Genomic DNA, 22,984 nt, shown 5'->3' on the forward strand with positions numbered 1-22,984 from the left:
ATTTCAGTCTGCACAAAGGAATGACAATGACGGCAATCGAGGCGCCAGATTCGGTGAAGGCTTTTGAGGAGCGGTTGCTCCAGGTGGCGGAGGGCCTGCCGAAGCGGTTGCGGCAATGTGCCGATTATGTCGCCTCCAACCAGGATCGCATCGCCGTTTCCACCGTCGCCGAAATGGCCGAAGGGGCCGGCGTGCAGCCCTCGGCCTTCATGCGGTTTTGCCAGATCATGGGTTTTTCCGGCTTTTCGGAAATGCAGCGCCTGTTTCGTGAATCCTATGTCGGCGGCTGGCCGGATTATGCCACCCGGCTCGATCACCTGCGTGAAAAGGGCGATGAAAGCGCCTCCGGCCTGCTGGCGGAATTTGTCGAAGCCGGCCGTTCTTCGCTCGAAATGCTTTTGAAATCAGTCGATACGAAGCAGCTGGACGAGGCGGTTTCGGCGCTCTCCAAGGCGCGAACCGTGCATATTATGGGTCTGCGCCGCTCATTCCCCATCGCCAGTTATCTGGCCTACGCCTTCGAGAAGATGAAGGTGCCAGCCGTGCTGCACAGCGCCGTTGGCGGGCTCGGCAATATCAGCGCCATCTCCCGCGACGATGCGCTGATCGCCATCACCTTTTCCCCCTATTCCACTGAGACGCTGGAACTGGCGGAAAACGCCCGCGCCAACGGCATTCCGGTGGTGGCGCTTTCCGATTCCGCGGTCAATCCGCTCCGGAAATCCGGTGCGACGCTCCTGACGGTGACGGAAATCGATTTCGGCGCATTCCGCTCGCTTTCGGCCACGCTCTGTCTCGCCATCACGCTGGCGGTTGCTGTGGGAACCCGCAAAACAGCCTGAATATTTTTATTGAAAATGGAAAAAATAGAATTTATGATCCAAATCCATGAAACGGGCATTCCACGACTGTCCGTCTCGTGACGGGACAAGTGAGCGGAGGAGGCTCACCGGAGCGGGATGGCGATAGCTGGCGGCATGGTTGCCTGATCCGCTCGACACACATGAGGCAGACCGCGCCAGCGCGCGGTGCTAAGGAGGAAACCTTTTGAAAAAACTTGATCTTATCACGATCGGGCGCTCGTCTGTCGACCTTTACGGTTCACAGGTCGGCGGCCGTCTGGAGGACATGGCCTCCTTTGCCAAATATATTGGCGGCTCTCCCACCAATATCGCAGCGGGTGCTGCGCGCCTTGGATTGAACAGCGCTGTCATTACCCGCGTGGGTGATGAGCATATGGGCCGTTTCATCCGCGAACAGCTGGTGCGCGAGGGCGTCGATGTGCGCGGCGTGAAGACAGACCCGGAGCGGCTGACCGCACTGGTTTTGCTCGGCATTCGTGACCAGAACCAGTTCCCGCTGATTTTCTATCGTGAAAACTGTGCCGACATGGCGCTGAGCGAAGACGATATCGACCCGGCCTTCATTGCCGACGCCGGCTGCATCTGCGCCACCGGCACGCATCTGTCGCATCCGAACACGGAAGCTGCCGTACTGAAGGCGATGAAGCTCGCCCGTGAAAACGGTGCAAAGACCGCACTCGATATCGATTACCGACCCAATCTCTGGGGGGTTGCCGGCCATGGCGATGGCGAAAGCCGCTTCGTGGAATCGCAGAAGGTCACCGCCAAGCTGCAATCCACCCTGCATCTCTTCGATCTGATCGTCGGCACGGAAGAGGAATTCCATATTGCCGGCGGTTCCACCGATACGCTGACCGCGCTCAACGCCGTGCGCAAGGTTTCGAATGCGACGCTGGTGTGCAAGCGCGGCCCGATGGGTGCTTCGGTCTTCACCGACAACATTCCCGCAAGCCTCGATGACGGCCAGACGGGCGAAGGTTTCCCGATCGAGGTCTTCAATGTTCTCGGTGCGGGCGATGGTTTCATGGCCGGACTGTTCCGCGGCTGGCTGCGCGGCGAGGACTGGCCGACGACGCTGAAATACGCCAATGCCTGCGGCGCCTTCGCCGTCTCCCGCCATGGCTGCACGCCCGCCTATCCGAGCTGGGAAGAACTGCAATATTTCTTCAAGGCCGGCATTCGCAACAAGGCACTGCGCAAGGACGAGGCGCTAGAGCAGGTTCACTGGTCCACCAACCGCAAGGGCGACTGGGACACGATGCGCGTTTTCGCCTTCGACCATCGCATGCAGCTGGAGGCCATCGCTGACGAGCTTGGCGTAAAACACGAACAGATCGGCGCCTTCAAGAAACTCTGCCTTGAGGCCGCACAGAAAGTTTCCGGTGGTGAGGCGGGTTACGGCATTCTCTGCGACGGCCGTCTTGGCCGTGACGCCCTGTTTGCTGCCAGCGGTTCCGGCCTCTGGATCGGCCGTCCGGTGGAATGGCCGGGCTCGCGCCCGCTGACGCTGGAACCCGATCTCGGCAAGGATTTTGGCGGGCTCTCCGAATGGCCGCTTGAAAATGTCGTCAAGGTTCTGTGTTTTTATCACCCCGATGACACCGATGAGATGCGTGCCGCGCAGGAAGAGACGGTCATGCGTCTGTTCGAGGCGGCTCGGCGCAACCGTCTGGAAATGCTGCTGGAGGTCATTCCCTCCAAGGTCGGCCCGACCGACGATCTCACCGCCGCCCGCATCATCGAGCGTTTTTACGAGATCGGCGTCTACCCCGACTGGTGGAAGCTGGAGCCGATGAAGACGCGCGCCGCATGGAAGAACGCCTGCGACGCCGTGCATCGCAACGATCCTTACGTGCGCGGCATCGTCGTTCTTGGTCTCGACGCACCGCAAAGCGAGCTGGAGGAGAGCTTCCGCCTTGCCGCCGGTTTCGATCTGGTCAAAGGTTTCGCGGTTGGCCGCACGATTTTCGCCGACGCCGCGCGGGGTTGGCTCGGTGGCAAGATCACCGATGAGGAAGCGGTGAAGGACATGGCGCAGCGCTATACCAGCCTGTGCCGCATATGGGATGAGGCGCGCGCCAAAAAGGGAGAGGCAGCGTGAAGACAATCAGATTGACGGCTGCGCAGGCTATGGTTCGTTACCTCGCCGCGCAGATGAATGAGCATGGCGAGACCTATATTGCCGGTGTCTGGGCCATCTTCGGCCATGGTAATGTCGCCGGCATCGGCGAGGCGCTTTATGGCATTCGCGAGGAACTGCCGACCTATCGCGGCCAGAACGAGCAATCCATGGCGCATGCGGCGATTGCCTATTCCAAGCAGCTGCGTCGCCGGCGGGCAATGGCGGTCACCTCCTCCATCGGCCCCGGTGCTGCCAACATGGTAACGGCGGCAGCGCTCGCCCATGTCAACCGCCTGCCGGTTCTGCTGATCCCCGGCGATGTCTTCGCCAATCGTGGTCCCGACCCCGTTCTGCAGCAGCTGGAAGATTTCGGCGACGGCACGATGACGGTGAATGACTGCTTCCGTCCGGTCAGCCGCTATTTCGACCGTATCATGCGCCCGGAACAATTGCTGACGGCCCTGCCCCGCGCCATGCGCACCATGACGGACCCGGCCGATTGCGGCCCGGTAACGCTCGCCTTCTGCCAGGACGTGCAGGCCGAGGCCTATGACTATCCGGTCAGTTTCTTCGAAAAGCGCATCTGGCGCCAGCGCCGCCCGGAACCTGATGTGGTGGAATTCGAAGAAGCGCTTGCGGCGCTGAAGGCCGCAAAGAACCCTGTCATCGTTTCCGGTGGCGGCGTGCATTTTGCCGGTGCGACCGAAACGCTGAAGCTCTTTGCCGAAACCCATTCCATCCCCGTCGTTGAAACACAGGCCGGCAAGTCGGCGCTTGCCTGGGATCACGATCTTAATTTCGGCCCGGTCGGCGTCACAGGTGCGGAAAGCGCCAATATCGTCAGCGAGAAGGCCGATCTGGTCTTTGGCGTCGGCACCCGCTTTCAGGATTTCACCACAGGTTCCTGGGCGCTGTTCAAGAACCCGAACCGCAAGATCCTCGCGCTCAACGTCCAGCCCTATGACAGCGCCAAGCATGACGCCATCAGCCTGACGGCGGATGCGAAGATCGGGCTTGAAAAGCTCTCCGCCGCTCTCGGCAGCCACCGTTACGCGGCGCCGGATGCCGGCCTCAAGGCAGCATGGTTCGCAAAGGCCGATGCCGATACCGCGGCACCGGGCGAGGAGCATGTGAACAGCCTGCCCACCGACATGCAGGTGATCGGCGCCGTGCAGCGCCAGTCGCGTGACAATACCGTCGTCATGTGCGCGGCGGGCACCATGCCGGGCGAGCTTCACCAGCTGTGGAAATCCAAGCTGCCGCTCTCCTATCACATGGAATACGGCTTCTCCTGCATGGGCTATGAGGTTGCCGGCGGCCTCGGCATCAAGATGGCGGAACAGGACCGGGACGTGATCGTCATGGTCGGCGACGGCTCCTACATGATGATGAATTCCGAGCTTGCCACATCGGTTGCCATGGGCGTCAAGATCACCCTCGTCATCACCGACAACAGGGGTTACGGCTGTATCAACCGCCTGCAGATGGAAACAGGCGGCGCGGAGTTCAACAATCTCTACGCCCATACCAACGTCAATCCGATTGCCATTGATTTCGTGGCCCATGCCGGTTCGATGGGCGCGGATGCGCGCAAGGTTTCCACCATAGCCGAGCTGGAAGAGGCGCTCGCCGCTGCCCGCGCTTCCAGCCGCACCACCGTCATCGTCATCGATACCGACCCCTATCCGACCCCGCAGGCCGGTGGTCACTGGTGGGATGTCGCAGTGCCTGAAGTTTCCGACCGTGCCGAAATCGGCCCGGCCCGCGCCCGTTATGAAAACCATGTCAAGGAAAGACAGTAAGATGATCCGTTACGCCACCAACCCGATTGCCTGGTCCAACGACGACGACCGCACGCTCGGCGCGCATATCAGCCTGGAGCAATGCCTCGATGAAACCGCGAAGATCGGTTTCAACGGTATCGAGAAGGGGCACAAATTCCCGACTGACCCGGAAGGCCTGAAGGGCGTGCTTTCACCGCGCGGCCTCTCCTTCGTCTCCGGCTGGCATTCTCTGAACCTTCTGACCGACGACATCGAGTCTGAAAAGAAGGCGATGCAGCCGGCGCTCGATCTCCTGAAGGCCATGGGCTCGAAGGTCATCATCGTCTGCGAAACCTCCAACGCCATCCACGGTGCCGATGACACGGCGCTGGTCGACCGTCCGCGCCTTGCGGCCGAGGACTGGGCGAAGTTCGGCGCAGGTGTCGAGACGCTTGCCGCCTTTGCCGCAGAACAGGGCATTACCCTGGTTTACCACCATCACATGGGAACGGTGGTCGAGAGCGAAGAGGAAATCGACCTCCTGATGAAGCATACCGGGCCGAAGACCCATCTGCTGCTCGATACCGGCCATTGCCTGTTCGGCGGCGGTGATCCCGTCCGCGTCGCGCAGAAATATATGCACCGCGTCGGCCATATCCATGCCAAGAACGTGCGTCCGGTGATAGCCGATCAGGTGCGCAATGAGCGGCTTTCCTTCCTCGAAGGCGTTCGCCGCGGCGTCTTCACCGTTCCCGGCGACAGCGAGGGCGGCGTGAATTTCCCGCCGGTGCTGAAGGTGGCGGCCGAGCATGGTTACAGCGGCTGGCTGGTGATCGAGGCCGAGCAGGACCCTGATGTGCGTAACCCGTTCGAATATCAGAGCCTCGGGCTGAAATCGCTAAAGGCTTTTGCGCGTGAGGCAGGGCTGGACAAGGCTGAGGCTGCTTGAGGCCTTTTACTCCCTCAAGGCAGAGGGGGTTCAAGGTTTCTCCTCCCTCATTCCTGTGCTCGTCAGAGGAATCCAGCCGACGCGCGTCGGCGCGGCGAAAGACTCCTCCCAGCCCAAGGACTTGGGCTGGCTGGATCCCTGTGACAAGCACAGGGATGAAGGAAACGAAACGTCATTGAATAGCCGGAACCCCCATTCGAACGACACACCAAAAAGGAACACCACCATGACCTCACTTCTGCGCAAGCCGGTCGCGACAAGCGGCAAGGTGCACGATATCACGCCCCAAAGCGCGGATTGGGGTTATGTCGGTTTCGGCCTCTACCGCCTGAAGCCGGGCGAGACGGCAGCGGAAAACACCGGCGATACGGAAGTCATCCTCGTGCTTGTCGAAGGCAAGGCGACGATTTCCGCAGGCGGCAAAGATTTCGGTGAACTCGGCGACCGCATGAACGTGTTCGAGCGCAAGCCGCCGCATTGCGTTTACGTTCCCGCAGGTTCCGAATGGTCGCTGACGGCCACGACGGATTGCGCCGTCGGCGTCTGCACCGCACCGGGTGAAAAAGGCAGCCGCGAGGCGCAGCAGATCGGCCCCAATGGCGTGCAGCTGACGGAGCGCGGCAAGGGTGCCAATACACGGTATATCTTCCCCATCGCCATGGAAGAGCGCGATGTGGCAGACAGCCTGCTGGTGACGGAAGTCTTCACACCATCGGGCAACTGGTCGTCCTATCCGCCGCACCGGCATGATGAGGATAACTATCCCGATATGACTTATCTGGAAGAGACCTATTATCACCGCCTCAACCCGGCGCAGGGTTTCGGTTTCCAGCGTGTCTTCACCGAGGATGGCTCGCTGGACGAGACCATGGCCGTGTCTGACGGCGATGTCGTGCTGGTGCCCAAGGGTCATCACCCCTGTGGCGCACCCTATGGCTACGAGATGTATTATCTGAACGTGATGGCGGGGCCGATCCGCAAATGGCGCTTCAAGAACCACCCGGATCATGACTGGATTTTCAGGCGCGACAATCCCTGAGACGCACGAGGTCCCTCATTCCTGTGCTTGTCACAGGAATTCAGCCGGCGCGCGTCTGCGCGGCGGGTAAGGACTCCTCTCAGCCCAAGGACTTGGGCTGGCTGGATCCCTGTGACAAGCACAGGGATAAGGGCCGTGAAGCGTGGGAGCGCCCATTGTAATTCAGAGAAAACAGAAACGCTAAGACATTGATTTTATTCTAATAATTTCGGGAGGAAAGACCATGGCCGCTCTTGGCGTGGGCCTTATTGGCACGGGTTACATGGGCAAATGCCACGCGCTGGCGTGGAACAACGTCACGAGTGTCTTCGGCGATGTGGAACGCCCACGGCTGGTGACGCTTGCGGAGGTCAACCCGGAGCTGGCGGCGAAGAAGGCCGCCGAATTCGGTTTCGCCCGCTCGACAGGTAACTGGCGCGACCTGCTGGCCGATCCCGAGATCGACGTCATCTCGGTCACCACGCCGAACGCCTTTCACCCGGAAATGGCCATTGCCGCCCTTGAGGCCGGCAAACATGTCTGGTGCGAAAAGCCGATGGCGCCTGCCTTTGCCGATGCGGTGAAGATGCGCGATGCCGCCCGCCGTTCCGGCAAGGCGGCGGCGATGGGTTACAACTATATCCAGAACCCCGTCATCCGCCATATCCGCCGCCTGATCGATGAGGGCGCTATCGGCAATGTCTACCATGTCCGCGCCGAAATGGACGAGGACTTCATGGCCGATGCCACCCAGCCCTTCTACTGGAAGAGCGAGGCATCCTCCGGTTACGGCGCGCTGGATGATTTTGCCGTGCACCCGCTGTCACTGCTTTATGCCCTGTTCGGCCACGCGCAAAGCGCCATCACGGACATGGTGAAACCTTACGAGACCCGCCCGCTTGCCGGCGGCGGCGAACGCGCTGTCGAGACCCACGATCTTGCCAGCGTTCTCCTGAAGCTCGAAGGCGGCATTTCCGCCGTGCTCATCGCCAACCGCTCCGCCTGGGGCCGCAAGGGCCGCATCGCCATCCAGATTTACGGCTCCACCGGCTCGATCCTGTTTGATCAGGAGCGGATGAACGAGTTCCAGCTCTACACCACGGACGGACGCCCGGAAGAACAGGGTTTCCGAACCATTCTCACCGCGCCCCACCACAAGCCCTACGACCGCTTCATCCCCGCCCCCGGCCACGGCCTCGGTTTCAACGATCTGAAGGTCATCGAATGCCGTGAGCTGATCGCGGCGATCGAGGGCAACAAGGCCCATATCATCGATTTCGAGGAAGGGCTGAAGATCGAGCGCAGCATTCACGCCATGGCGCGGTCGTTTGCCGAAGGGCGTTGGGTAAGGGCGGAGGAGATTGCGGAATAGGGACAGACAGGAGGTGAGCGCCAAGCTCACCTCTTTCGTCATGCTCGGGCCTGTCCCGAGCATCTGCAACCGATCGATTTAACGCGACGTGGTTGGAACCTCGGGACAAGCCCGAGGATGATGGAGGAAAGGCCTTACCCCTTGACCGGCGTCTCCGGCACCGGTGTCAGCACCTTGCCATCCCTGAACCAGCCGAGAATATTATCCGCCACCAGATCGGCCATGGCGTTGCGCGTCGGAACCGAGGCGGAGGCGACATGCGGCAGCAGGGAGACATTCGGCAGCGCGAGGAAGGCTTCCGGCACCTTCGGCTCAGCGTAAAACACGTCGAGACCGGCAGCACCCAAAGCACCGCTCTGCAACGCCTGCAGCAGCGCATCCTCATCGACGCTGGAGCCACGGCCGACATTGATGAACACGCCCTCACGCCCAAGCGCCGTCAGGATGTCGGCATTGATCGCCTTGTGCGTCTCCGGCGTGCCGGGCACGATGCAGATCAGGATATCGACGGCCTCAGCCATTTCCTTCAGCGAACCGTAATAGGTGTAGGAGAGTTCGTCGCGCTTGCTGCGGGTGTGGTAACCGATTTCCACCTTGAAGGGTTCGAGCCGCTTGGCGATTTCCTGGCCGATGCGGCCCATGCCGAAGAGACCGACCTTGCGGCCGCGCAGCGAAAACGGCGACAGCGCAAACGGTCCTTCGCCAACCCATTTGCCATCACGCAGCCATGTCTCGGCCTGATAAAGACGGCGCACGGTGTTGATCAACAGCGCAATCGTCGTATCCGCCACTTCGTCATTCAGCACATCAGGCGTATTCGTCACCACGATGCCGCGCATGGCGGCATGTTTGGCGTCGACACCATCATAACCCACACCGAAATTGGCGATGATCTCGAGCTTCGGTAGTGCGTCCATCCACTTGGCGTTGACGACGCCGGAAACGGCGATGGCATTGATGCGCTCCGCCGCACCCTCAGGCAGAACCGGCTCGGCACCGGCAGGCACTGCCACGATCTCAACCTTGCCTTCAAGGCGTTCGAGAACGCGCGGGTTTATCTTGCCGGGAACGAGAACGACGGCCTTTTTGTCAGACATGAGCGGATATTCCTCCAGATAGCATTCCGATATCAGGAGCGGGCTTTGGGCGAACCGCTCGCCATCCCACTCCTCTGGGCGACGATCTTTTCAAACAACGGCGGCCGTGAAAAGGCCAATAAGGGGATGTTGTGGGGGCAGACGGAAGTTTCATGCCGATTTTTTGTGGCGTCCGCCACCGGCAAACGGACCGGGTCCACGACTGTCCGGTTTAAATCGAAAAGGCGATGAGGAGGACGGAAACATATAGCTTCCGTCATTCCGGCCCTGAGCCGGAATAACTGATGAAAGCGATATCGAGCTCACATCCGCGGCCGCACCGGCCCCGTCGATTGCCGGATACGCATCTCCGGTTTGATCAGGTGAATACCATCAGGCTCGTGGCTGCCCGCCAGCCTGTCCAGCAGCGCGCGGGCCGCAAGACGCCCGACCTCGGCCTGGCCGTTGGAAACGGTGGTCAGCGCCGGCGTGGCGATAGCGGCTTCCTCAAGATCGTCGTAGCCAGTGACGGAAATATCGACACCCGGCACCAGACCCGCGCGCGAAATGCCGTTCATCAGGCCGATGGCGACGAGATCGTTCCAGCAGACGGCGGCGGTGGGCTTCTGCGGCAGGGAGAGGAAATGCACGGCGGCCTCGAAACCGCCCTGCTTGGAGCGGGGGCCGGGAATGCGCAGGTTCGGATCAACCTCGATGCCCGCCTTGCGCAGCGCATTGACGTAACCCTGATACCGGTCGCGGCCGGTCGATGTCTGGTCGGTGCCACCAACCATGGCGATGGTGCGGTGGCCGAGGCTGATGAGGTGGTTGGTGGCGAGCGAAATGCCGTAGCTGTCATCGCCGCGATAGGTCGGCATATCGACACCGTCCATCGAACGGGCCACGAGGATGGCGGGCATGCCGTTTTCTTCGGCCAGCGTCATGTCCTCGATCGGTGTGCCGATGGCGGGCGACATGATGATGCCATCAGAGCCGAGCTGCAGCAGCGTTTCGATGAAGGTGCGCTGTTTTTCCACCGAATCATAATGGTTGGACAGGATGAACGTCTGGCGGCTGCGGTCCAGCTCGCTTTCGATGGCTTTCAGGATTTCGCCATAGAATGGGTTCATCACATCATGGAACACCACGCCGACAATGCCGGAGCGCGAGGTGCGCAGGCTGGCGGCGCGGCGGTTGTAGATATAACCCAGCGCCCGCGCCTGTTCCTTGATCTTGTCACGCGTATCGGAAGCAACCAGCGGGCTGTCGCGCAATGCCAGCGAAATGGTGGCGGTTGAAAGACCAAGGCTCTCGGCAATCGTCGACAGTTTAACCTTTTGTGCCATGGCATTCCTCCCCAAACGCATGTCAGCGACGGACGTCCCTGTTTAAATCGCAATTAAACAATTTAAACAAAATCCGCAACCTGTTTAAGGAATGCCCATAAAAACAGAGGGCGCGTTTAAAAATTTCAACAAATTATTGAAGATTGGCGTCAATTACCTTGAGAAGTTTAACAACGTTGCGAATATCCTTGGCCGAAAGCCCCTCTATGGCCCTTGCCCCGCAATCGGCTATTGATGTGTTGATGTGGTCGACACTCTTCAGGCCCGCTTCCGTCAGCTTCACCAGTGTCACACGGCCGTCCTCATCGTCACCGCTGCGTTCCACGAATCCCTGGGCTTCCATGCGGCCGATGGTGCGCGTCATGGTTGGCGCCTTGACGCCGAGTTTCTGAGCGATCTGCCCGGGTGTCAGGCTGCCTTCCTGCGCCAGCGCCAGAATAACCCCGTCCTGGCCCGCATAAAGCCCGCTTTCGGAAAGGCTGTGGCTCAGCGCCGTGCGCATGGAGCGGGCCGCCTGGGTGATGGATTGCGCCAGTTCCTCGGGGTTGAAATTCTCATCTCTTTTTTTGACGTCCTTTACCTTTTTGCTGCCCTTTTCCTTCTTGGCGCTTTTGTCCTTATGCCCGGATTTGTCCTTGCTCATATGCGAGTGCCTTTTACCCTGTGGCGGAACCGATATATGTTGCTGGAAATCCTTACCGAATGCACGCGCGGACTGCCAGATGCCAAACTCATACACGCATTATCACGACGAAAACGTAACAGACCCTCATCTTCGCGCAACAGGCGCAATTTCTGTCCTGCCGCTCGGCGCGCACGAACAGCACGGCCCCCACCTGCCCTTCGAGACCGATACGCTGATTGCGGCGGGCATCGTCTCCCGCCTCGCCGCGGTTTTGCCGGCCCATCTGCCGGTCTCCTTCCTGCCAGCGGAGCCGGTCGGTTATTCCATCGAGCACATGGATGTGCCGGGCACGAAGACCCTGCGTTACGACGAGGCCATCGAGCGCTGGCTCGGCATCGCGGAGGCGGAATATGAAAAAGGCGTGCGCAAATTCGTGATGCTGAATGCCCATGGCGGCAATTCACCGCTGATGACCATCGTCGCCACCGAGGCCCGCGCCCGTTTCGGCATGCTGGCGGTCGCCACCAGCTGGACCCGTTTCGGGGTGCCGGCCGATATCGTGAAACCGGAGAACAAGGCGCTCGATATCCATGGCGGCGATATTGAAACATCCGTCATGCTGGCGCTTCATTCCGAACGGGTGGTGATGGAAAAGGCCGCCAATTTCCCCTCGCGCCAGAGCGATTTTTCACAGCGTTTCAGCCATCTGCGCGCCTATGGCCCGCACGCATTCGGCTGGCTGATGAGCGATCTAAACCCGGATGGCGTTGCCGGAAACGCCGCCGCCGCCTCTGCCGAAAAGGGCGAGAGGCTGATTTCCCACGCGGTCAATGGCCTTCTCGAACTGCTTGAAGATGTCCACGCTTTTGACATAACGTTATTTCATAACAAAATTTGAAAAACTCAGCCGAAACCGGCCAAAATCCCTTTGAACTGCCCTGATATCGCGCCTATATGGACGACGACACTTCTCCCTAAGGCCGCAACCGGCCTTGCTCCACACGAGGTTTCCATGACCGAAACAGCACCAGCCAAGCCCATTCCAGTCACCGTCCTGACGGGATATCTCGGCGCCGGCAAGACGACGCTTCTTAACCGCATTCTCTCCGAGAACCACGGCAAGAAATACGCTGTCATCGTCAATGAATTCGGCGAGATCGGCATCGACAACGATCTGATCGTCGAATCCGACGAGGAAATCTACGAAATGAACAATGGCTGCGTGTGCTGCACGGTGCGCGGAGACCTCATCCGCGTCGTGGAAGGACTGATGCGCCGTCCCGGCCGTTTCGACGGCATCATCGTCGAGACGACAGGCCTTGCCGATCCGGTGCCCGTCGCCCAGACCTTCTTCATGGATGACGACGTGCGCGCCAAGACCGAGCTTGATGCCGTCGTTGCCCTCGTTGACGCCAAGCACCTGCCGCTGCGCCTGAAGGACAGCCGCGAGGCTGAAGACCAGATCGCCTTTGCCGATGTCGTCGTCGTCAACAAGACCGACCTCGTGACGCCGGAAGAAGTCGCCCGCATCGAAGATATCGTGCGCGCCATCAATCCTTCCGCCCGCATCTACAAGACCACCCGTTCCGGCGTCGATCTCGCCCGGGTTCTCGATCAGGGCGCCTTCAACCTGGAACGTGCACTCGAAAACGATCCGCATTTCCTCGAGCACGGCCACGAGGATCATGCCTGCGGTCCCGATTGCGATCATCACCATCATGATCATGGGCACGATCACGGCCATGACCACCATCATCACGACCATGACCACGGGCATCACGACCATGCGCACGACCATGGCCACGACCACAAGCATGGCGCGGTCTCGCCGATCCATGATGTCACGGTGCAGTCGGTTTCGCTGCGCGGCGGCGAAATGAACCCCGAGCGGTTCTTCCCATGGATCCAGAAGGTCACCCAGACCGATGGCCCGAACATCCTGCGCCTCAAGGGCATCATCGCCTTCAAGGGCGATGCGGAACGTTACGTGGTGCAGGGCGTGCACATGATCATCGAGGGCGACCACCAGCGCCCGTGGAAGGAAGGCGAAAAGCGCGAAAGCCGCCTCGTCTTCATCGGCCGCGAACTGGATCGCGAGAAGCTGGAAAACAGCTTCAAAGCCTGCCTCGCGACGGCCTGATCGTCTGGCCCCGTTACCCCGGCCTCGAGCCGGGGTGCGGCTGCGTCCGTCATCTGCCTGACGCGCGCTCTTCGACACCCTACACGACAGTTGAAAATCAGCGACACTCCGGCGCTCCGGGTTCACCCCCCTCTGCCCTGCCGGACATCTCCCCCTCAAGGGGGGAGATCGGCAAGACGATCTCTTGTCACCTCATTCTCGACCGTCGAGAGTTGCGAAACCTCGCCACGGAACGATCTCCCCCCTTGAGGGGGAGATGTCCGGCAGGGCAGAGGGGGGTAAGCCCGGAGCGCTGGAGCGTCGATGATTTTCAACTGTCGTGTAGGGTGGTTCCTCGACCGCAGAGCGCTCTATCCCCTTGATTTCACGAATCGTGCAACCGTAAAAGCGGTTCCGCTTTCACCGGAAATGCTCTAGAACCATGCCAGCCAGCGGGAACGACGCTCCCGCCAATTTCGACACAGATATGAAAGACCGATGCCCCATGCCGACTGTTGCCCCGCTTGATATCGAAGGCCACGTGGTCTCGACCCATTTTCTCGGTGACATTCCGCTGTTTGCCACCGCCGCCGGCACCATTCACCGGCTGGATGGCGGCGAAAAGGTGACGCAGGCGCATGACGGGCTTCTGACCTGCATCCGTGATCCCTATAGCGCCACGCTGCTTTCCGGCGGCGAAGACGGGCGGGTGCTGCGCATCGGCCATGATGGCAGCATCAGCGAAATCGCCAATGTACCGCGCAAATGGGTTGGCGTCGTTGCTGGCGGCCCGCAGAAGGCGGTCGCTTATGGTGTCGGCAAGTCCAGCTTCGTGCGTCTGTCGGACGGCACGGTCAAGGAATTCAAGGAAGAGCGCACGGTGGAGGCGATCGCCTTTGCGCCGAAGGGCCTGCGCATTGCCGTTGCCCGTTATAACGGCGTGACGCTGCATTGGGTGGCGACAGCAGGCGATCCTGTCGATCTGGAATGGAAGGGCGCCCATACCGGCGTCACCTTCTCGCCCGACGGCAAGTTCCTCGTCACCACCATGCAGGAAAACGCCCTGCATGGCTGGAAGATGGAAGCCACCAAGGGCGGCATGGAAGCCCGCCACATGCGCATGACGGGTTATCCCGCCAAGGTGAAGTCCATCTCATGGTCGGTGAAGGGCAAGTGGCTCGCCTCATCGGGCGCGCCGGCTGCCATCGTCTGGCCGTTCTCCGGTAAGGACGGCCCGATGGGCAAGGCCCCGGAAGAACTCGGCAGCCGCGCCAACATCATGGCCACCAATGTCGCCTTCCACCCGGTGGAAGACGTGCTCGCCATCGGCTTCATCGACGGCATGATCCTTGGCGTGCGGCTCGCGGATGGCAAGGAAGCCCTGCTGCGCCGCCCCGGCAAGGGCGCCATTACCAGCATGGACTGGAGCGCCACCGGCAATCTGCTCGCATTCGCCTCGGAAGCGGGCGATTGCGGGATTATTGATATTTCGGCTTGAAGTGTGGTTGGCTGCGCAGCGGGCTGATTCCAGTCCGCGAGGCCACGGCCACAGTCAATCCTCGGCAAAACCCTATTCGCTCACCTGCCGTCGCGTCAGGAACAGCAACAGCAGCGCCGCACCCGCGCCAACCGAAGCCAGCCGGATCGACGTGCCGAAGCTCGCATATTGGGACACGAACCCCATTAAGGGCACCGCAAACAGGCCGGCAAGGAAGATGGAGTTCATGTAGAGCGCGGTTGCCCGTGCCGTGCGGCCGCGCGCGAAGCCCTGCACGAAGGTTAGGCAGGTGCCGGCGCACAGCCCGTAATAGGCGCCTTCCATTGCCGCACCGACAAGCATGGCCGGCAAAGTCTGGACCGAAGCGATGATGTTGAAAGCGATGATCGCCATCACCGCCGAGACGCCAAGCAGGATCCGGGCGCTGACCCGGCGCATGATCCTCGGCGCAAGCAGGATCAGCAGAACCTCCATAGCACATTTGACGCTGAGCGACAGGCCCGGCACGTAATCCGGCAGGCCCACTTCGCGCACCAGAAACACAGGCAGGGCCGAGGCGCAGAGCGCGTGGGCAAAAGACATGCAGAAGCTGGCCGCCGCCGCCATCAACAGCGGCAGGTTGCGCCGCGTATCGGCATCACCGTCTGCCCGCCGTTCCATCGGACAGGTCTGGCCGCGCGGCACGATGGCGAGCGCCAGCCCGGCCCAGATGGCTGCCATCATCATGGCATTTATAAAAACCGCTTTCGCCCCGGCAAGATCGAGGATCAGGTAGGCCGCGGCCGGAAGCAGCATCCATGCCAGCGACACCATTGTGCGCAGGAAGGCGTTATATGAAGGCGCATCCAGTGCATTTACCCGGCCATAGTAGCGACCATAACTGAAAATCAGGGTACTGGCGGCATTGGAAAGCCCCATGCCCGTTGCCGTCACCGCCACCAGCAATGCCAGGTGCCCGGAGGTCGCCGCCGCCGCTGCGATAAAAGCACCGAATACAGAGAGCAGCAGCAATGGCCGCACCCGCACGCCGGCATCCACGCGCTCGCCATAGAAACGGCTGGCGATGATCGACGCCACCATTGCCGTCACGCTGTAGAGACCAAGCGTGGCCGGCGGGTGACCGAGCACCTGAATGATATAAAACCCGATAAACGGCACGACAGCCGCATTGGTGCTGCCGGCGATGAAAACCAGCAGCGCGATCAGATAGGCCTGACGATCAAAAGCGCCCGGCGAGGTGTTTTTCTGTAGCATGGGGGAATCGACTGAAGATCGGCAGCGGGAGTGGATTGAGGCCACCATCACATCAAAAGGGTATGCTGTTCAAGCCCGGGCGGAAGGCTATGTGTGTTTCGTTCCCTGCGAAGCACGACACATGACGCGTGTGCTTCCCTTGGCGTTCCCCGGGGTGTCGGGGCGTCGCAATATCTGCGCCGCCCCTTGTCGAAAACGGGATAACCGTCAGAACTTCACGCCAAGGCCAACCTTGACGACATGTTCGCTGACGTCACCTTTCGAAGTGATCGGACCGGTATGGTAGGTCGCCTTGCCGAAGTCGTTGTAACGATATTCGACGCGTCCAAACAGGTTGTTGGTGAAGGCATAGTCGATACCCGCGCCGACAGTCCAGCCGTGCAGTACCTTGCTGTCCTCACCGAAGGGCGCCTTCACTTCGCTGTCCGTCGCGGTGTAACCGGCTGCGGTGTAGATCAGCGCCCGGTCGATCGCATAACCGGCGCGCAGGCGTGCAGAGCCGTTCAGGCCCGCGGAAACCTCGCTGGTGACGATGGTCTTGTCGCCCCAAGCGTAACCGAGATCGCCTTCGACGCCGAGAATGACGGAGGATGCAACTTCGAAATTATAGCCCGCGAAACCGGAAAAACGGCCGCCGTCAAATTCGTGCTTGGTGGTAACACCGAAGGTGGTCGACTTCACGCGGTTCCAGCCATAACCGGCCGAGGCACCGACATAAACACCGTCCCAGGAAAAGGCAGGCGCAACGTCATTGACGGCCGGTGCTGCCGGAATATCGCCGACGGCGTCGGCGGCAACGGAGGCGCCGGAAAGGATGCCGAGCAGGCCGAGGGAGAGAAGAGATTGTTTCAACATGCGATAGCTCCTTGAAAATACCATCCCGCCACCTGCGTGATGCGAGTATTTCGCGACCAGAAACGCAGGTGATGACGGGGTTGACGCACCCCTAGACTGAAGAACATCGTGGTTAAAATCACGGAAACAGCCTATACAAAAAAACTCTTTCCGAACGTATTCCGATTAATATTTTCAATATTTACCAAATATAAATTCGAATTCACTCGAATAATCCCGGGCTGTCCGCCGTAACATATCGTGGCTGCCATCGCGTCACAAAAACCATCATGAGTAGTGGTCATCCCGCTTTTTTGTGTGTGCAGTCATCGGCGGTCACGCCAACAAAAAAAGGGAGCCCAAAGGCCCCCTTGCAGTCATGCGATGCGCCGTTTGTTCTTGCCGGCAGCGCCTTGCGCCATAGATGCGCAAACTCGGGCCTTTGCCGGTCCATGTGCTGCGCGCATCGTCTGTGTCGAAAATCCCTGTCGATTTCCGAACCATTCATTCAGAGCGGGATGGCGAAAGCCGAGGGTTTCGCCATCCCTTTCTTCGTCCCTCAGTGCCGGCGCTTTTTGCCGCCGTCATTCTTGTTGTCGATACCATCGACGGACGTCTTGTTGCCGTTGAGCACGCCGTTCAGGATGCCGGTCTTGTTGCCGTTCAGGATCCCATTATTGGACAGGATACCGCTGACACCGAGATCGATGCTCGGCGAGACAACGACGAGGGCGCCGCCCTTGTTGCTGTTACCGGACAGGATGCCACCCAGAAGACCGCCCGCATTGGCCTGACCAACGGAAGCGACAGTAAGAATAGCGGCGACACAAGCAAATTTAGCAATCATTTCTCTCTCCTCTTATGTTTGATCACGCCATCTGGCGTAACTGAACTGTATATTTAGAGGATTCTAATTCAAGCAAAGGCTAATATTACAATAAACAATTAACTTTAATACTGGTTATTTTAATAGGATTTTACGTACCTATCTTTCATGCGCTTCACCTCTATTACGGCATTGGTGTCCAACAGCGACGTGGCGACAGTAAAATGGCGCGGGAGACTTTATTAACCATCCAAATATAAGATATTGCTTAATTAGAGACCGGAGATGCGAATGCGGCTGGGGGGATATATCGCGCTTGTTCTCGGGCTTGCCTGTGCCTCCGCTGCGCGGGCGGGTGAAAACACCGATGAGCATAATGTCACCTACAAGTCCGGCATCGCGTATGACAGCAATTATTTCGCCGACACCAACCGGCTGAGCGCAATTTCGCTGCGTGCCGGTCTGGGGCTCAATGGCAAGGTCGTGCTTGAGGGTGCGGAGCTGCGTTATTCGCTCGAGCATGAGGAGGTCCGCCTCCCCCGCTACAGCTTCGCCAATGAACACAATACGATCGCCGCGCTGGGGCTGACGAAACGCTTTTCCGACAAGCTGGAATGGGCTGTCGAGCTGCGCGGCACCCGCAGCGATGCCGGCGATATCTTCCTGCATCTGCCGGAAGAAGACATCGGTTACCGGCGGCTGGATCACAAGCTGGAAGCCTCTTCCCAGCTCGGCATCCTCGCACTCGGCGGCAAGAATACGCTGACGGCAAGTTATGCCAGCCTGTTGAAAGGCAAGGCACGGTTCCGCCCGGCCTATTTCATGCCCACCCGGCTGGAAGCCAATGAGGCGCTTTTATCGCTGAAGGCCGAACATGTGCGTCCGCTCGCCGGCGGCGAGGCAGGGTTGACCATCGCCTATGACCGCATTCTCGTGCCGGAAGGGCAGCAGGAAAGATACGAGCGCTTCCCGTCCCAGACGCTGCGCGGCTCGCTGGCCTATGGCTACAAGTTCTCCGAGCGTTTCGCGGTTCTGGCCGAGGCGGGTCTCACCACCATTTCCGGGGACGAGATCAGCGACAAGGTGAAGCGCACCCGGCCTTATCTACGGGCGGAAGCGGAAATGAAAGCCTCCGAGCGCCTCGCCTTCGGTATCGGTTATTCGCAGGATTATGCGCTTTTTGATCCGGACGATTCCATCGCCGAATTTCACCGCCGCTGGCAGCTCGTCATGAAAAGCAGGCTCACCGAAAAAGTGGGGCTCGATCTTGCCCTGCGGCGCGTTCAGAAGGACTGGATCTACTACAATTACGACAGCAGCGAGCGCAGGCTGGTGGCTACGCTGACCTTTGATATCGGCAAGAACAGCAAGCTGGAACTGGAATTTAATCGCCTGCTGCATGGCGAACGCGATACCGACCTCGCTTATGACGGCTCCAGCATCACATCGCGTTTCAGCGGCACCTTCTGACGTCTCCCGGGAGCGGCGCGGGATCAGGTCGAAATTCGGTCCCAATTTCTGCTAGAGTCGGTCCTTCAAGATTCGAAGGCAGGACAGACCGGATAATGAACAGACGACTATTGCTTCTTGCGGCTGGCCTGACCTCCATTCCCATTGCCGCTTCGGCGCATCCGCACATCTTCGCGGAAGCCCGCATGGAAATCGTCGAGGGGCCGAACGGCACCATTCAGGAAGTACGCAACATCTGGCGTTTTGACGAGATGTTCTCGGCAAGCGTGGTGATGGATTACGACAAGAACAGCGACCTGAAGCTGGACAAGGACGAGCTGGCCGAGATCGGCAATACGGTCAAGGAATCGCTTGCCGAATATTCCTATTACACCTTCATCACCGCCAACGGGAAACCGGTGGAATTCGGCAAGCCCGACGCCATTCATGTGGATTACAAGGATCAGCAGATCCTGATGTTCTTTTCCGTGAAGCCGGCCAAACCTCTGGCCATCAAGGGCAAGCTCAGCTTCGGCGCCTGGGATCCGACCATGTATACGGCGATCGATTTTGCCAAGGACGGCGATATCGCCACCGAGGGCAAGGATCTGAATGCCTGCAAGCACCATATCGTGCGTCCCGATCCCGACGAGGTGATCTCGCAGAACCAGAGTTCGCTCACCGATGCCTTCTTCAACGATCCGACGGGCACCGACATGACAAAACTCTTTGCCACCCGGCTGGAGATATCATGCTGAGCCGCAGGGCAAGTCTTGCCGCCATCGCCATCGGCCTCATCGCGGTGGCCGGTGCTGCCCATGCCCAGTCGCCGCTCGGCATCGGTTCGGCGGAGCCGTCCTTTTCCGTCGGCGGGCCCTTTGCGCCGCTGATGCAGTGGATCAACGTGCACCAGCAGATGTTCTACCGCGCGCTGACCGGTGCGCTGAGGGCGATGCGTGAGGATAGCTGGGCGCTCGGTTCGCTGATCGGCCTTTCCTTTGCTTATGGCGTTTTCCATGCCGCCGGCCCCGGTCACGGCAAGGCGGTTATCTCTTCTTATATGATCGCCAATGAAACGCAGCTGAGACGCGGCATCCTGATTTCCTTCGTCTCCGCGCTCATTCAGGGTTTGATGGCCATCGGCCTTGTAGGTGCTGCCTGGCTGGTGCTGCGCGGCACCTCCATCACCATGACCAAGGCGACGCAGGCGATGGAGATCGCCAGCTTTGCCATGGTGGCTTTGTTCGGCGCCTGGCTCTTGGTGCGCAAGCTCTGGTCGCTGCGCATCCGGCGCGAACCGGTTCCCGTCTTCGCCACGGCGGGCGAGGCCCCGGCGGCCAGAACCACCGGCATGGGCACGGGCCTGCGGTTCCAGGGCAAGCCGGTCTTTGCTGACCATGATCACAACGGCACCGGCGATCTCTGCACCGCCTGCGGAAAGTCGCACGCACCCGATCCCATGCTCTTGAAGGGCAAAAATTTCAGCCTGCATGAAGCATGGTCGGCCATTATCGCGGTCGGCCTCAGGCCCTGTTCCGGCGCGATCATCGTCATGAGCTTTGCGCTTTTAAACGGGCTTTATCTCGGCGGCGTGCTTTCCGTGCTCGCCATGTCGCTCGGCACCGCCATCACAGTATCGGCTCTCGCCATCATGGCCGTTTCCGCCAAGGGGCTTGCCGTGCGCTTCGCCGGCCCCGGCAGCCGCAAGGCCGCCGGCATCAGCCACGCGATCGAAATCGCCGGCGCGCTTTTCGTGCTGATCATGGGGCTGCTGCTGCTCGGTGCGTCGCTTCAGTTCTAAAGCATTTCCAGTAAAACTGCGGAGCGGTTTTACGCCCGGAAAATGCGATAAAACGAAGAAATAGAGCCCATTTTAGTGCCCTACCCGTCGCGGCGGCGCTGATACCGCGCCCGCAGCCAGAACAGCAGGAAAAAACACAACACCGCCACGGTGCCGAAGCTGGCGGCGAGCCAGGGCGAATAATCACCCAGCCACAGCATGATCTTCGGCATGACGAAGAAGACCAGCCCGAAGCCGATGATGATGAGGGCGGCGGCGATGGCCGGCGACCAATCCTTCTTGCCGCTGGTCGGCTTTGCAGGCGTTGGTTTCTCAGGCGCTGGCATTGGTCAGCTCCGCGCGGATATCTTCGAGCTTGCGCTTCTGGTTGCCATCAGAGGCGAAATTATCAGGCGCAAGCCAGGCTTCGAAGGCCTTGCCGATCACCGGCCATTCACCGTCGATCATCGAGAACCACGCCGTGTCCCGGTTTTGCCCCTTCGAGACCATATGCTGGCGGAAGACACCCTCGAAGGTGAAACCATACCGTTTCGCAGTGATCTTGGAGGGCTCGTTTTGATTGTGGCATTTCCACTCGTAACGGCGATACCCCAGATCCTCGAACACATGTTTCGCCATCAGATAATGGGCTTCCGTCGCGAGCGGCGAGCGCTTCATCTTCGCGCCATGGGCGACGGAACCGACCTCGACCACACCATTGGCGGGATCAGGCCGCATGTAGCTCGCCATGCCGACGACCTCGCCGGTGGCATTTTCGACAAAGATGAGCGTCACCCAGTTGAGCTTTTCGCCTGCGCCGATGAGCCAGTCACCAAAGGCATCGGCATCGGGAAAGGCGCTTTGCGGGAAATATTTGAGCAGCGCATTCACGCCCTCGCCGCCAAGTGCTGTCCAGAGCTTTTCGAGATGTTTTTCGCGATCGAACGGCTCGGCGGTTACGTAACGGCCCTTCAGCACCACCGGCTTGGGCGCCGGACATCCTTTGAAATCACTCAGATCGCGCATTCTCTTCCCCATTTGCTGGCAGAAGGATTAGGGCAAGCGGGGCAGGATGACAACAGTGGATACGGCATTCTTGGTGGGTGGCGCTCACCCCCCTCTGCCCTGCCGGGCATCTCCCCCTCAAGGCGGGAGATCGACATGAGGCGGCCTCTCGGCCATCCTCAACGTTGCGAGTGAGCGAGCGTTACCTGCTGGCTGATCTCCCCCCTTGAGGGGGAGATGCCCGGTAGGGCAGAGGGGGGTGAACCCCAAACTCCGACTTACACCTTCGCCGCCACCACGGTCGCCTCAATATGATCCACCAGCGCATCCGGCAATCCCAGGCGCCCGGCAAGAAGGTCGAGATACCCCCGCTCCGCCCGCGTATCCGCCTCGATTGCAAGCCGCGAAGCCGTATAAAGCTCCACCTTCTGCTCTTCGGTGCGGGCAGCAGCCACCAGCGCGTCGATGTCGAGAGGATCGGCCAGTTCCTTTTCCAGGAACCGCTCGGCTTCCGTATCGAGGCCGGAGATCTGGACCTTGTCCATGATATTGGCGCGCTCCTGCTCATCGATATGACCATCGGCCTTGGCGGCGGCGATCATCGCCTGGATGAGCTTCAGCGCAAAATCATTGGAAAGGGCTGGCGATTGCGGATGGAAGGCGGAATCAGCCGGCGGGGCGAGAAGCTCCGGCTCGGGTTTCGGCGCGGCTTCTGGGGCCTGGCCGGATTTGTAGTTCTTGTAAGCGAGATAACCGAGGCCGGCGATGGCGGCGACACCGCCGATGGTGGCGACATTGCCGGCGAGCTTGCGGCCGGTCTTGGTTCCGAAAATGGCGGCGGCAAGGGCACCGGCCTTCAGGGGATTGTTCTTGGCGATATCGGCGGCCTGCCCGGCTCTGTCACGGACGCTTCCCGAAAGGCCCGGCACCTGAGAGCCGAGGAATTGTTCAAGAAGCTTCTTGGCGTCGAACATCAAAATCTCCTGTAGAGGTCAAATCTACAGGGGAGATAGGAAGCCGTGGGCCGAATACAAATGTCAAACCCGCTCACGCCTTCGTGAACGGGTTTGACAGAGCTCATATCA

At 60.1% G+C, this 22,984-nt stretch carries 21 protein-coding genes; 12 read left to right on the top strand and 9 right to left on the bottom strand.

Annotated elements, in window-relative coordinates; genetic code table 11:
- Positions 1-26: 26 nt before the first annotated feature.
- From NYR50_RS16125 to NYR50_RS16150, 6 genes are all read left to right on the top strand, one after another.
- Positions 27-842, top strand: a complete 816-nt coding sequence (locus NYR50_RS16125; RefSeq protein WP_010973918.1) for a MurR/RpiR family transcriptional regulator — start codon at positions 27-29, stop codon at positions 840-842.
- A 205-nt stretch (positions 843-1,047) separates the two neighbouring features.
- Positions 1,048-2,964, top strand: coding sequence for a bifunctional 5-dehydro-2-deoxygluconokinase/5-dehydro-2-deoxyphosphogluconate aldolase (locus NYR50_RS16130; protein ID WP_418137601.1), 1,917 nt, complete (start codon positions 1,048-1,050; stop codon positions 2,962-2,964).
- Complete coding sequence (iolD, locus tag NYR50_RS16135) at positions 2,961-4,787, top strand: 3D-(3,5/4)-trihydroxycyclohexane-1,2-dione acylhydrolase (decyclizing) (RefSeq protein ID WP_418137602.1); 1,827 nt, start codon at positions 2,961-2,963, stop codon at positions 4,785-4,787. Before NYR50_RS16130 ends, iolD begins: the two co-directional genes overlap by 4 nt.
- A 1-nt stretch (position 4,788) precedes the next feature.
- Positions 4,789-5,697, top strand: coding sequence for a myo-inosose-2 dehydratase (gene iolE, locus NYR50_RS16140; RefSeq protein ID WP_418137603.1), 909 nt, complete (start codon positions 4,789-4,791; stop codon positions 5,695-5,697).
- A 226-nt stretch (positions 5,698-5,923) separates the two neighbouring features.
- On the top strand, positions 5,924-6,736 hold the full coding sequence (iolB, locus tag NYR50_RS16145; RefSeq protein ID WP_418137604.1) for a 5-deoxy-glucuronate isomerase: 813 nt from the start codon (positions 5,924-5,926) through the stop codon (positions 6,734-6,736).
- Positions 6,737-6,959: 223 nt separating this feature from the next.
- Complete coding sequence (locus tag NYR50_RS16150) at positions 6,960-8,087, top strand: Gfo/Idh/MocA family protein (protein ID WP_418137605.1); 1,128 nt, start codon at positions 6,960-6,962, stop codon at positions 8,085-8,087.
- A 134-nt stretch (positions 8,088-8,221) separates the two neighbouring features.
- On the opposite strand, the gene NYR50_RS16155 is transcribed toward NYR50_RS16150, so the two are convergent.
- The 3 genes from NYR50_RS16155 to NYR50_RS16165 all read right to left on the bottom strand — a co-directional run bounded on the left by NYR50_RS16155 (position 8,222) and on the right by NYR50_RS16165 (position 11,152).
- Positions 8,222-9,184, bottom strand: coding sequence for a 2-hydroxyacid dehydrogenase (locus tag NYR50_RS16155; RefSeq protein WP_418137606.1), 963 nt, complete (start codon positions 9,182-9,184; stop codon positions 8,222-8,224).
- 302 nt (positions 9,185-9,486) lie between these two features.
- On the bottom strand, positions 9,487-10,509 hold the full coding sequence (locus NYR50_RS16160; protein ID WP_418137607.1) for a LacI family DNA-binding transcriptional regulator: 1,023 nt from the start codon (positions 10,507-10,509) through the stop codon (positions 9,487-9,489).
- A gap of 133 nt (positions 10,510-10,642) precedes the next feature.
- Complete coding sequence (locus NYR50_RS16165; protein ID WP_121651805.1) at positions 10,643-11,152, bottom strand: MarR family winged helix-turn-helix transcriptional regulator; 510 nt, start codon at positions 11,150-11,152, stop codon at positions 10,643-10,645.
- A 79-nt stretch (positions 11,153-11,231) separates the two neighbouring features.
- Between NYR50_RS16165 and NYR50_RS16170 the strand changes: the two genes are divergently transcribed.
- The 3 genes from NYR50_RS16170 to NYR50_RS16180 all read left to right on the top strand — a co-directional run bounded on the left by NYR50_RS16170 (position 11,232) and on the right by NYR50_RS16180 (position 14,751).
- Positions 11,232-12,032, top strand: a complete 801-nt coding sequence (locus tag NYR50_RS16170) for a creatininase family protein (protein WP_418137608.1) — start codon at positions 11,232-11,234, stop codon at positions 12,030-12,032.
- Positions 12,033-12,146: 114 nt separating this feature from the next.
- Positions 12,147-13,274 (top strand): CobW family GTP-binding protein, encoded by a 1,128-nt coding sequence (locus NYR50_RS16175; protein WP_418137609.1) that lies wholly within the window; start codon positions 12,147-12,149, stop codon positions 13,272-13,274.
- 484 nt (positions 13,275-13,758) lie between these two features.
- Positions 13,759-14,751 carry a WD40 repeat domain-containing protein gene (locus NYR50_RS16180; RefSeq protein ID WP_418137610.1) on the top strand — a complete coding sequence of 331 codons (993 nt, stop codon included), beginning with the start codon at positions 13,759-13,761 and terminating at the stop codon, positions 14,749-14,751.
- A 72-nt stretch (positions 14,752-14,823) separates the two neighbouring features.
- On the opposite strand, the gene NYR50_RS16185 is transcribed toward NYR50_RS16180, so the two are convergent.
- The 3 genes from NYR50_RS16185 to NYR50_RS16195 form a co-directional block, all read right to left on the bottom strand.
- On the bottom strand, positions 14,824-16,005 hold the full coding sequence (locus NYR50_RS16185; RefSeq protein WP_418137611.1) for an MFS transporter: 1,182 nt from the start codon (positions 16,003-16,005) through the stop codon (positions 14,824-14,826).
- 207 nt (positions 16,006-16,212) lie between these two features.
- Complete coding sequence (locus NYR50_RS16190) at positions 16,213-16,860, bottom strand: outer membrane protein (RefSeq protein WP_418137612.1); 648 nt, start codon at positions 16,858-16,860, stop codon at positions 16,213-16,215.
- Positions 16,861-17,398: 538 nt separating this feature from the next.
- Positions 17,399-17,686: a hypothetical protein gene (locus tag NYR50_RS16195; RefSeq protein ID WP_006316592.1), complete on the bottom strand. Its 288-nt coding sequence runs from the start codon at positions 17,684-17,686 to the stop codon at positions 17,399-17,401.
- A gap of 270 nt (positions 17,687-17,956) precedes the next feature.
- Between NYR50_RS16195 and NYR50_RS16200 the strand changes: the two genes are divergently transcribed.
- The 3 genes from NYR50_RS16200 (at position 17,957) to NYR50_RS16210 (ending at position 20,915) form a co-directional block, all read left to right on the top strand.
- Complete coding sequence (locus NYR50_RS16200; RefSeq protein ID WP_418137613.1) at positions 17,957-19,135, top strand: hypothetical protein; 1,179 nt, start codon at positions 17,957-17,959, stop codon at positions 19,133-19,135.
- A 95-nt stretch (positions 19,136-19,230) separates the two neighbouring features.
- The gene (locus NYR50_RS16205; RefSeq protein WP_006316594.1) at positions 19,231-19,872 is read left to right on the top strand and encodes a DUF1007 family protein; all 642 of its coding nucleotides are present in this window, start codon (positions 19,231-19,233) and stop codon (positions 19,870-19,872) included.
- Positions 19,866-20,915 (top strand): nickel/cobalt transporter, encoded by a 1,050-nt coding sequence (locus NYR50_RS16210; RefSeq protein ID WP_418137614.1) that lies wholly within the window; start codon positions 19,866-19,868, stop codon positions 20,913-20,915. Before NYR50_RS16205 ends, NYR50_RS16210 begins: the two co-directional genes overlap by 7 nt.
- A gap of 80 nt (positions 20,916-20,995) precedes the next feature.
- Here NYR50_RS16210 and NYR50_RS16215 read toward each other — a convergent pair whose 3' ends face one another.
- The 3 genes from NYR50_RS16215 to NYR50_RS16225 form a co-directional block, all read right to left on the bottom strand.
- Entirely contained in the window at positions 20,996-21,241 is a 246-nt protein-coding gene (locus tag NYR50_RS16215; protein WP_418137615.1) for a hypothetical protein, read from the bottom strand.
- On the bottom strand, positions 21,228-21,920 hold the full coding sequence (locus NYR50_RS16220; protein ID WP_418137616.1) for a GNAT family N-acetyltransferase: 693 nt from the start codon (positions 21,918-21,920) through the stop codon (positions 21,228-21,230). The genes NYR50_RS16215 and NYR50_RS16220 overlap by 14 nt, the downstream gene beginning before the upstream one ends.
- Before the next feature lie 257 nt (positions 21,921-22,177).
- Positions 22,178-22,873, bottom strand: a complete 696-nt coding sequence (locus NYR50_RS16225) for a tellurite resistance TerB family protein (protein WP_418137617.1) — start codon at positions 22,871-22,873, stop codon at positions 22,178-22,180.
- Positions 22,874-22,984: the final 111 nt, after the last annotated feature.

Source organism: Agrobacterium sp. El2ro-1b, from assembly GCF_048298475.1.
GTDB classification, from domain to species: domain Bacteria; phylum Pseudomonadota; class Alphaproteobacteria; order Rhizobiales; family Rhizobiaceae; genus Agrobacterium; species Agrobacterium fabrum.

Bases quoted from the DNA above. Each gene is read 5' to 3' on its own strand.
- NYR50_RS16125 (WP_010973918.1), top strand. From the start codon at position 27: ATGACGGCAATCGAGGCGCCAGATTCGGTGAAGGCTTTTGAGGAGCGG.
- iolE (WP_418137603.1), top strand. From the start codon at position 4,789: ATGATCCGTTACGCCACCAACCCGATTGCCTGGTCCAACGACGACGAC.
- iolB (WP_418137604.1), top strand. From the start codon at position 5,924: ATGACCTCACTTCTGCGCAAGCCGGTCGCGACAAGCGGCAAGGTGCAC.
- NYR50_RS16150 (WP_418137605.1), top strand. From the start codon at position 6,960: ATGGCCGCTCTTGGCGTGGGCCTTATTGGCACGGGTTACATGGGCAAA.
- NYR50_RS16155 (WP_418137606.1), bottom strand. From the start codon at position 9,184: ATGTCTGACAAAAAGGCCGTCGTTCTCGTTCCCGGCAAGATAAACCCG.
- NYR50_RS16160 (WP_418137607.1), bottom strand. From the start codon at position 10,509: ATGGCACAAAAGGTTAAACTGTCGACGATTGCCGAGAGCCTTGGTCTT.
- NYR50_RS16165 (WP_121651805.1), bottom strand. From the start codon at position 11,152: ATGAGCAAGGACAAATCCGGGCATAAGGACAAAAGCGCCAAGAAGGAA.
- NYR50_RS16170 (WP_418137608.1), top strand. From the start codon at position 11,232: ATGCCAAACTCATACACGCATTATCACGACGAAAACGTAACAGACCCT.
- NYR50_RS16175 (WP_418137609.1), top strand. From the start codon at position 12,147: ATGACCGAAACAGCACCAGCCAAGCCCATTCCAGTCACCGTCCTGACG.
- NYR50_RS16180 (WP_418137610.1), top strand. From the start codon at position 13,759: ATGCCGACTGTTGCCCCGCTTGATATCGAAGGCCACGTGGTCTCGACC.
- NYR50_RS16185 (WP_418137611.1), bottom strand. From the start codon at position 16,005: ATGCTACAGAAAAACACCTCGCCGGGCGCTTTTGATCGTCAGGCCTAT.
- NYR50_RS16190 (WP_418137612.1), bottom strand. From the start codon at position 16,860: ATGTTGAAACAATCTCTTCTCTCCCTCGGCCTGCTCGGCATCCTTTCC.
- NYR50_RS16195 (WP_006316592.1), bottom strand. From the start codon at position 17,686: ATGATTGCTAAATTTGCTTGTGTCGCCGCTATTCTTACTGTCGCTTCC.
- NYR50_RS16200 (WP_418137613.1), top strand. From the start codon at position 17,957: ATGCGGCTGGGGGGATATATCGCGCTTGTTCTCGGGCTTGCCTGTGCC.
- NYR50_RS16205 (WP_006316594.1), top strand. From the start codon at position 19,231: ATGAACAGACGACTATTGCTTCTTGCGGCTGGCCTGACCTCCATTCCC.
- NYR50_RS16210 (WP_418137614.1), top strand. From the start codon at position 19,866: ATGCTGAGCCGCAGGGCAAGTCTTGCCGCCATCGCCATCGGCCTCATC.
- NYR50_RS16215 (WP_418137615.1), bottom strand. From the start codon at position 21,241: ATGCCAGCGCCTGAGAAACCAACGCCTGCAAAGCCGACCAGCGGCAAG.
- NYR50_RS16220 (WP_418137616.1), bottom strand. From the start codon at position 21,920: ATGCGCGATCTGAGTGATTTCAAAGGATGTCCGGCGCCCAAGCCGGTG.
- NYR50_RS16225 (WP_418137617.1), bottom strand. From the start codon at position 22,873: ATGTTCGACGCCAAGAAGCTTCTTGAACAATTCCTCGGCTCTCAGGTG.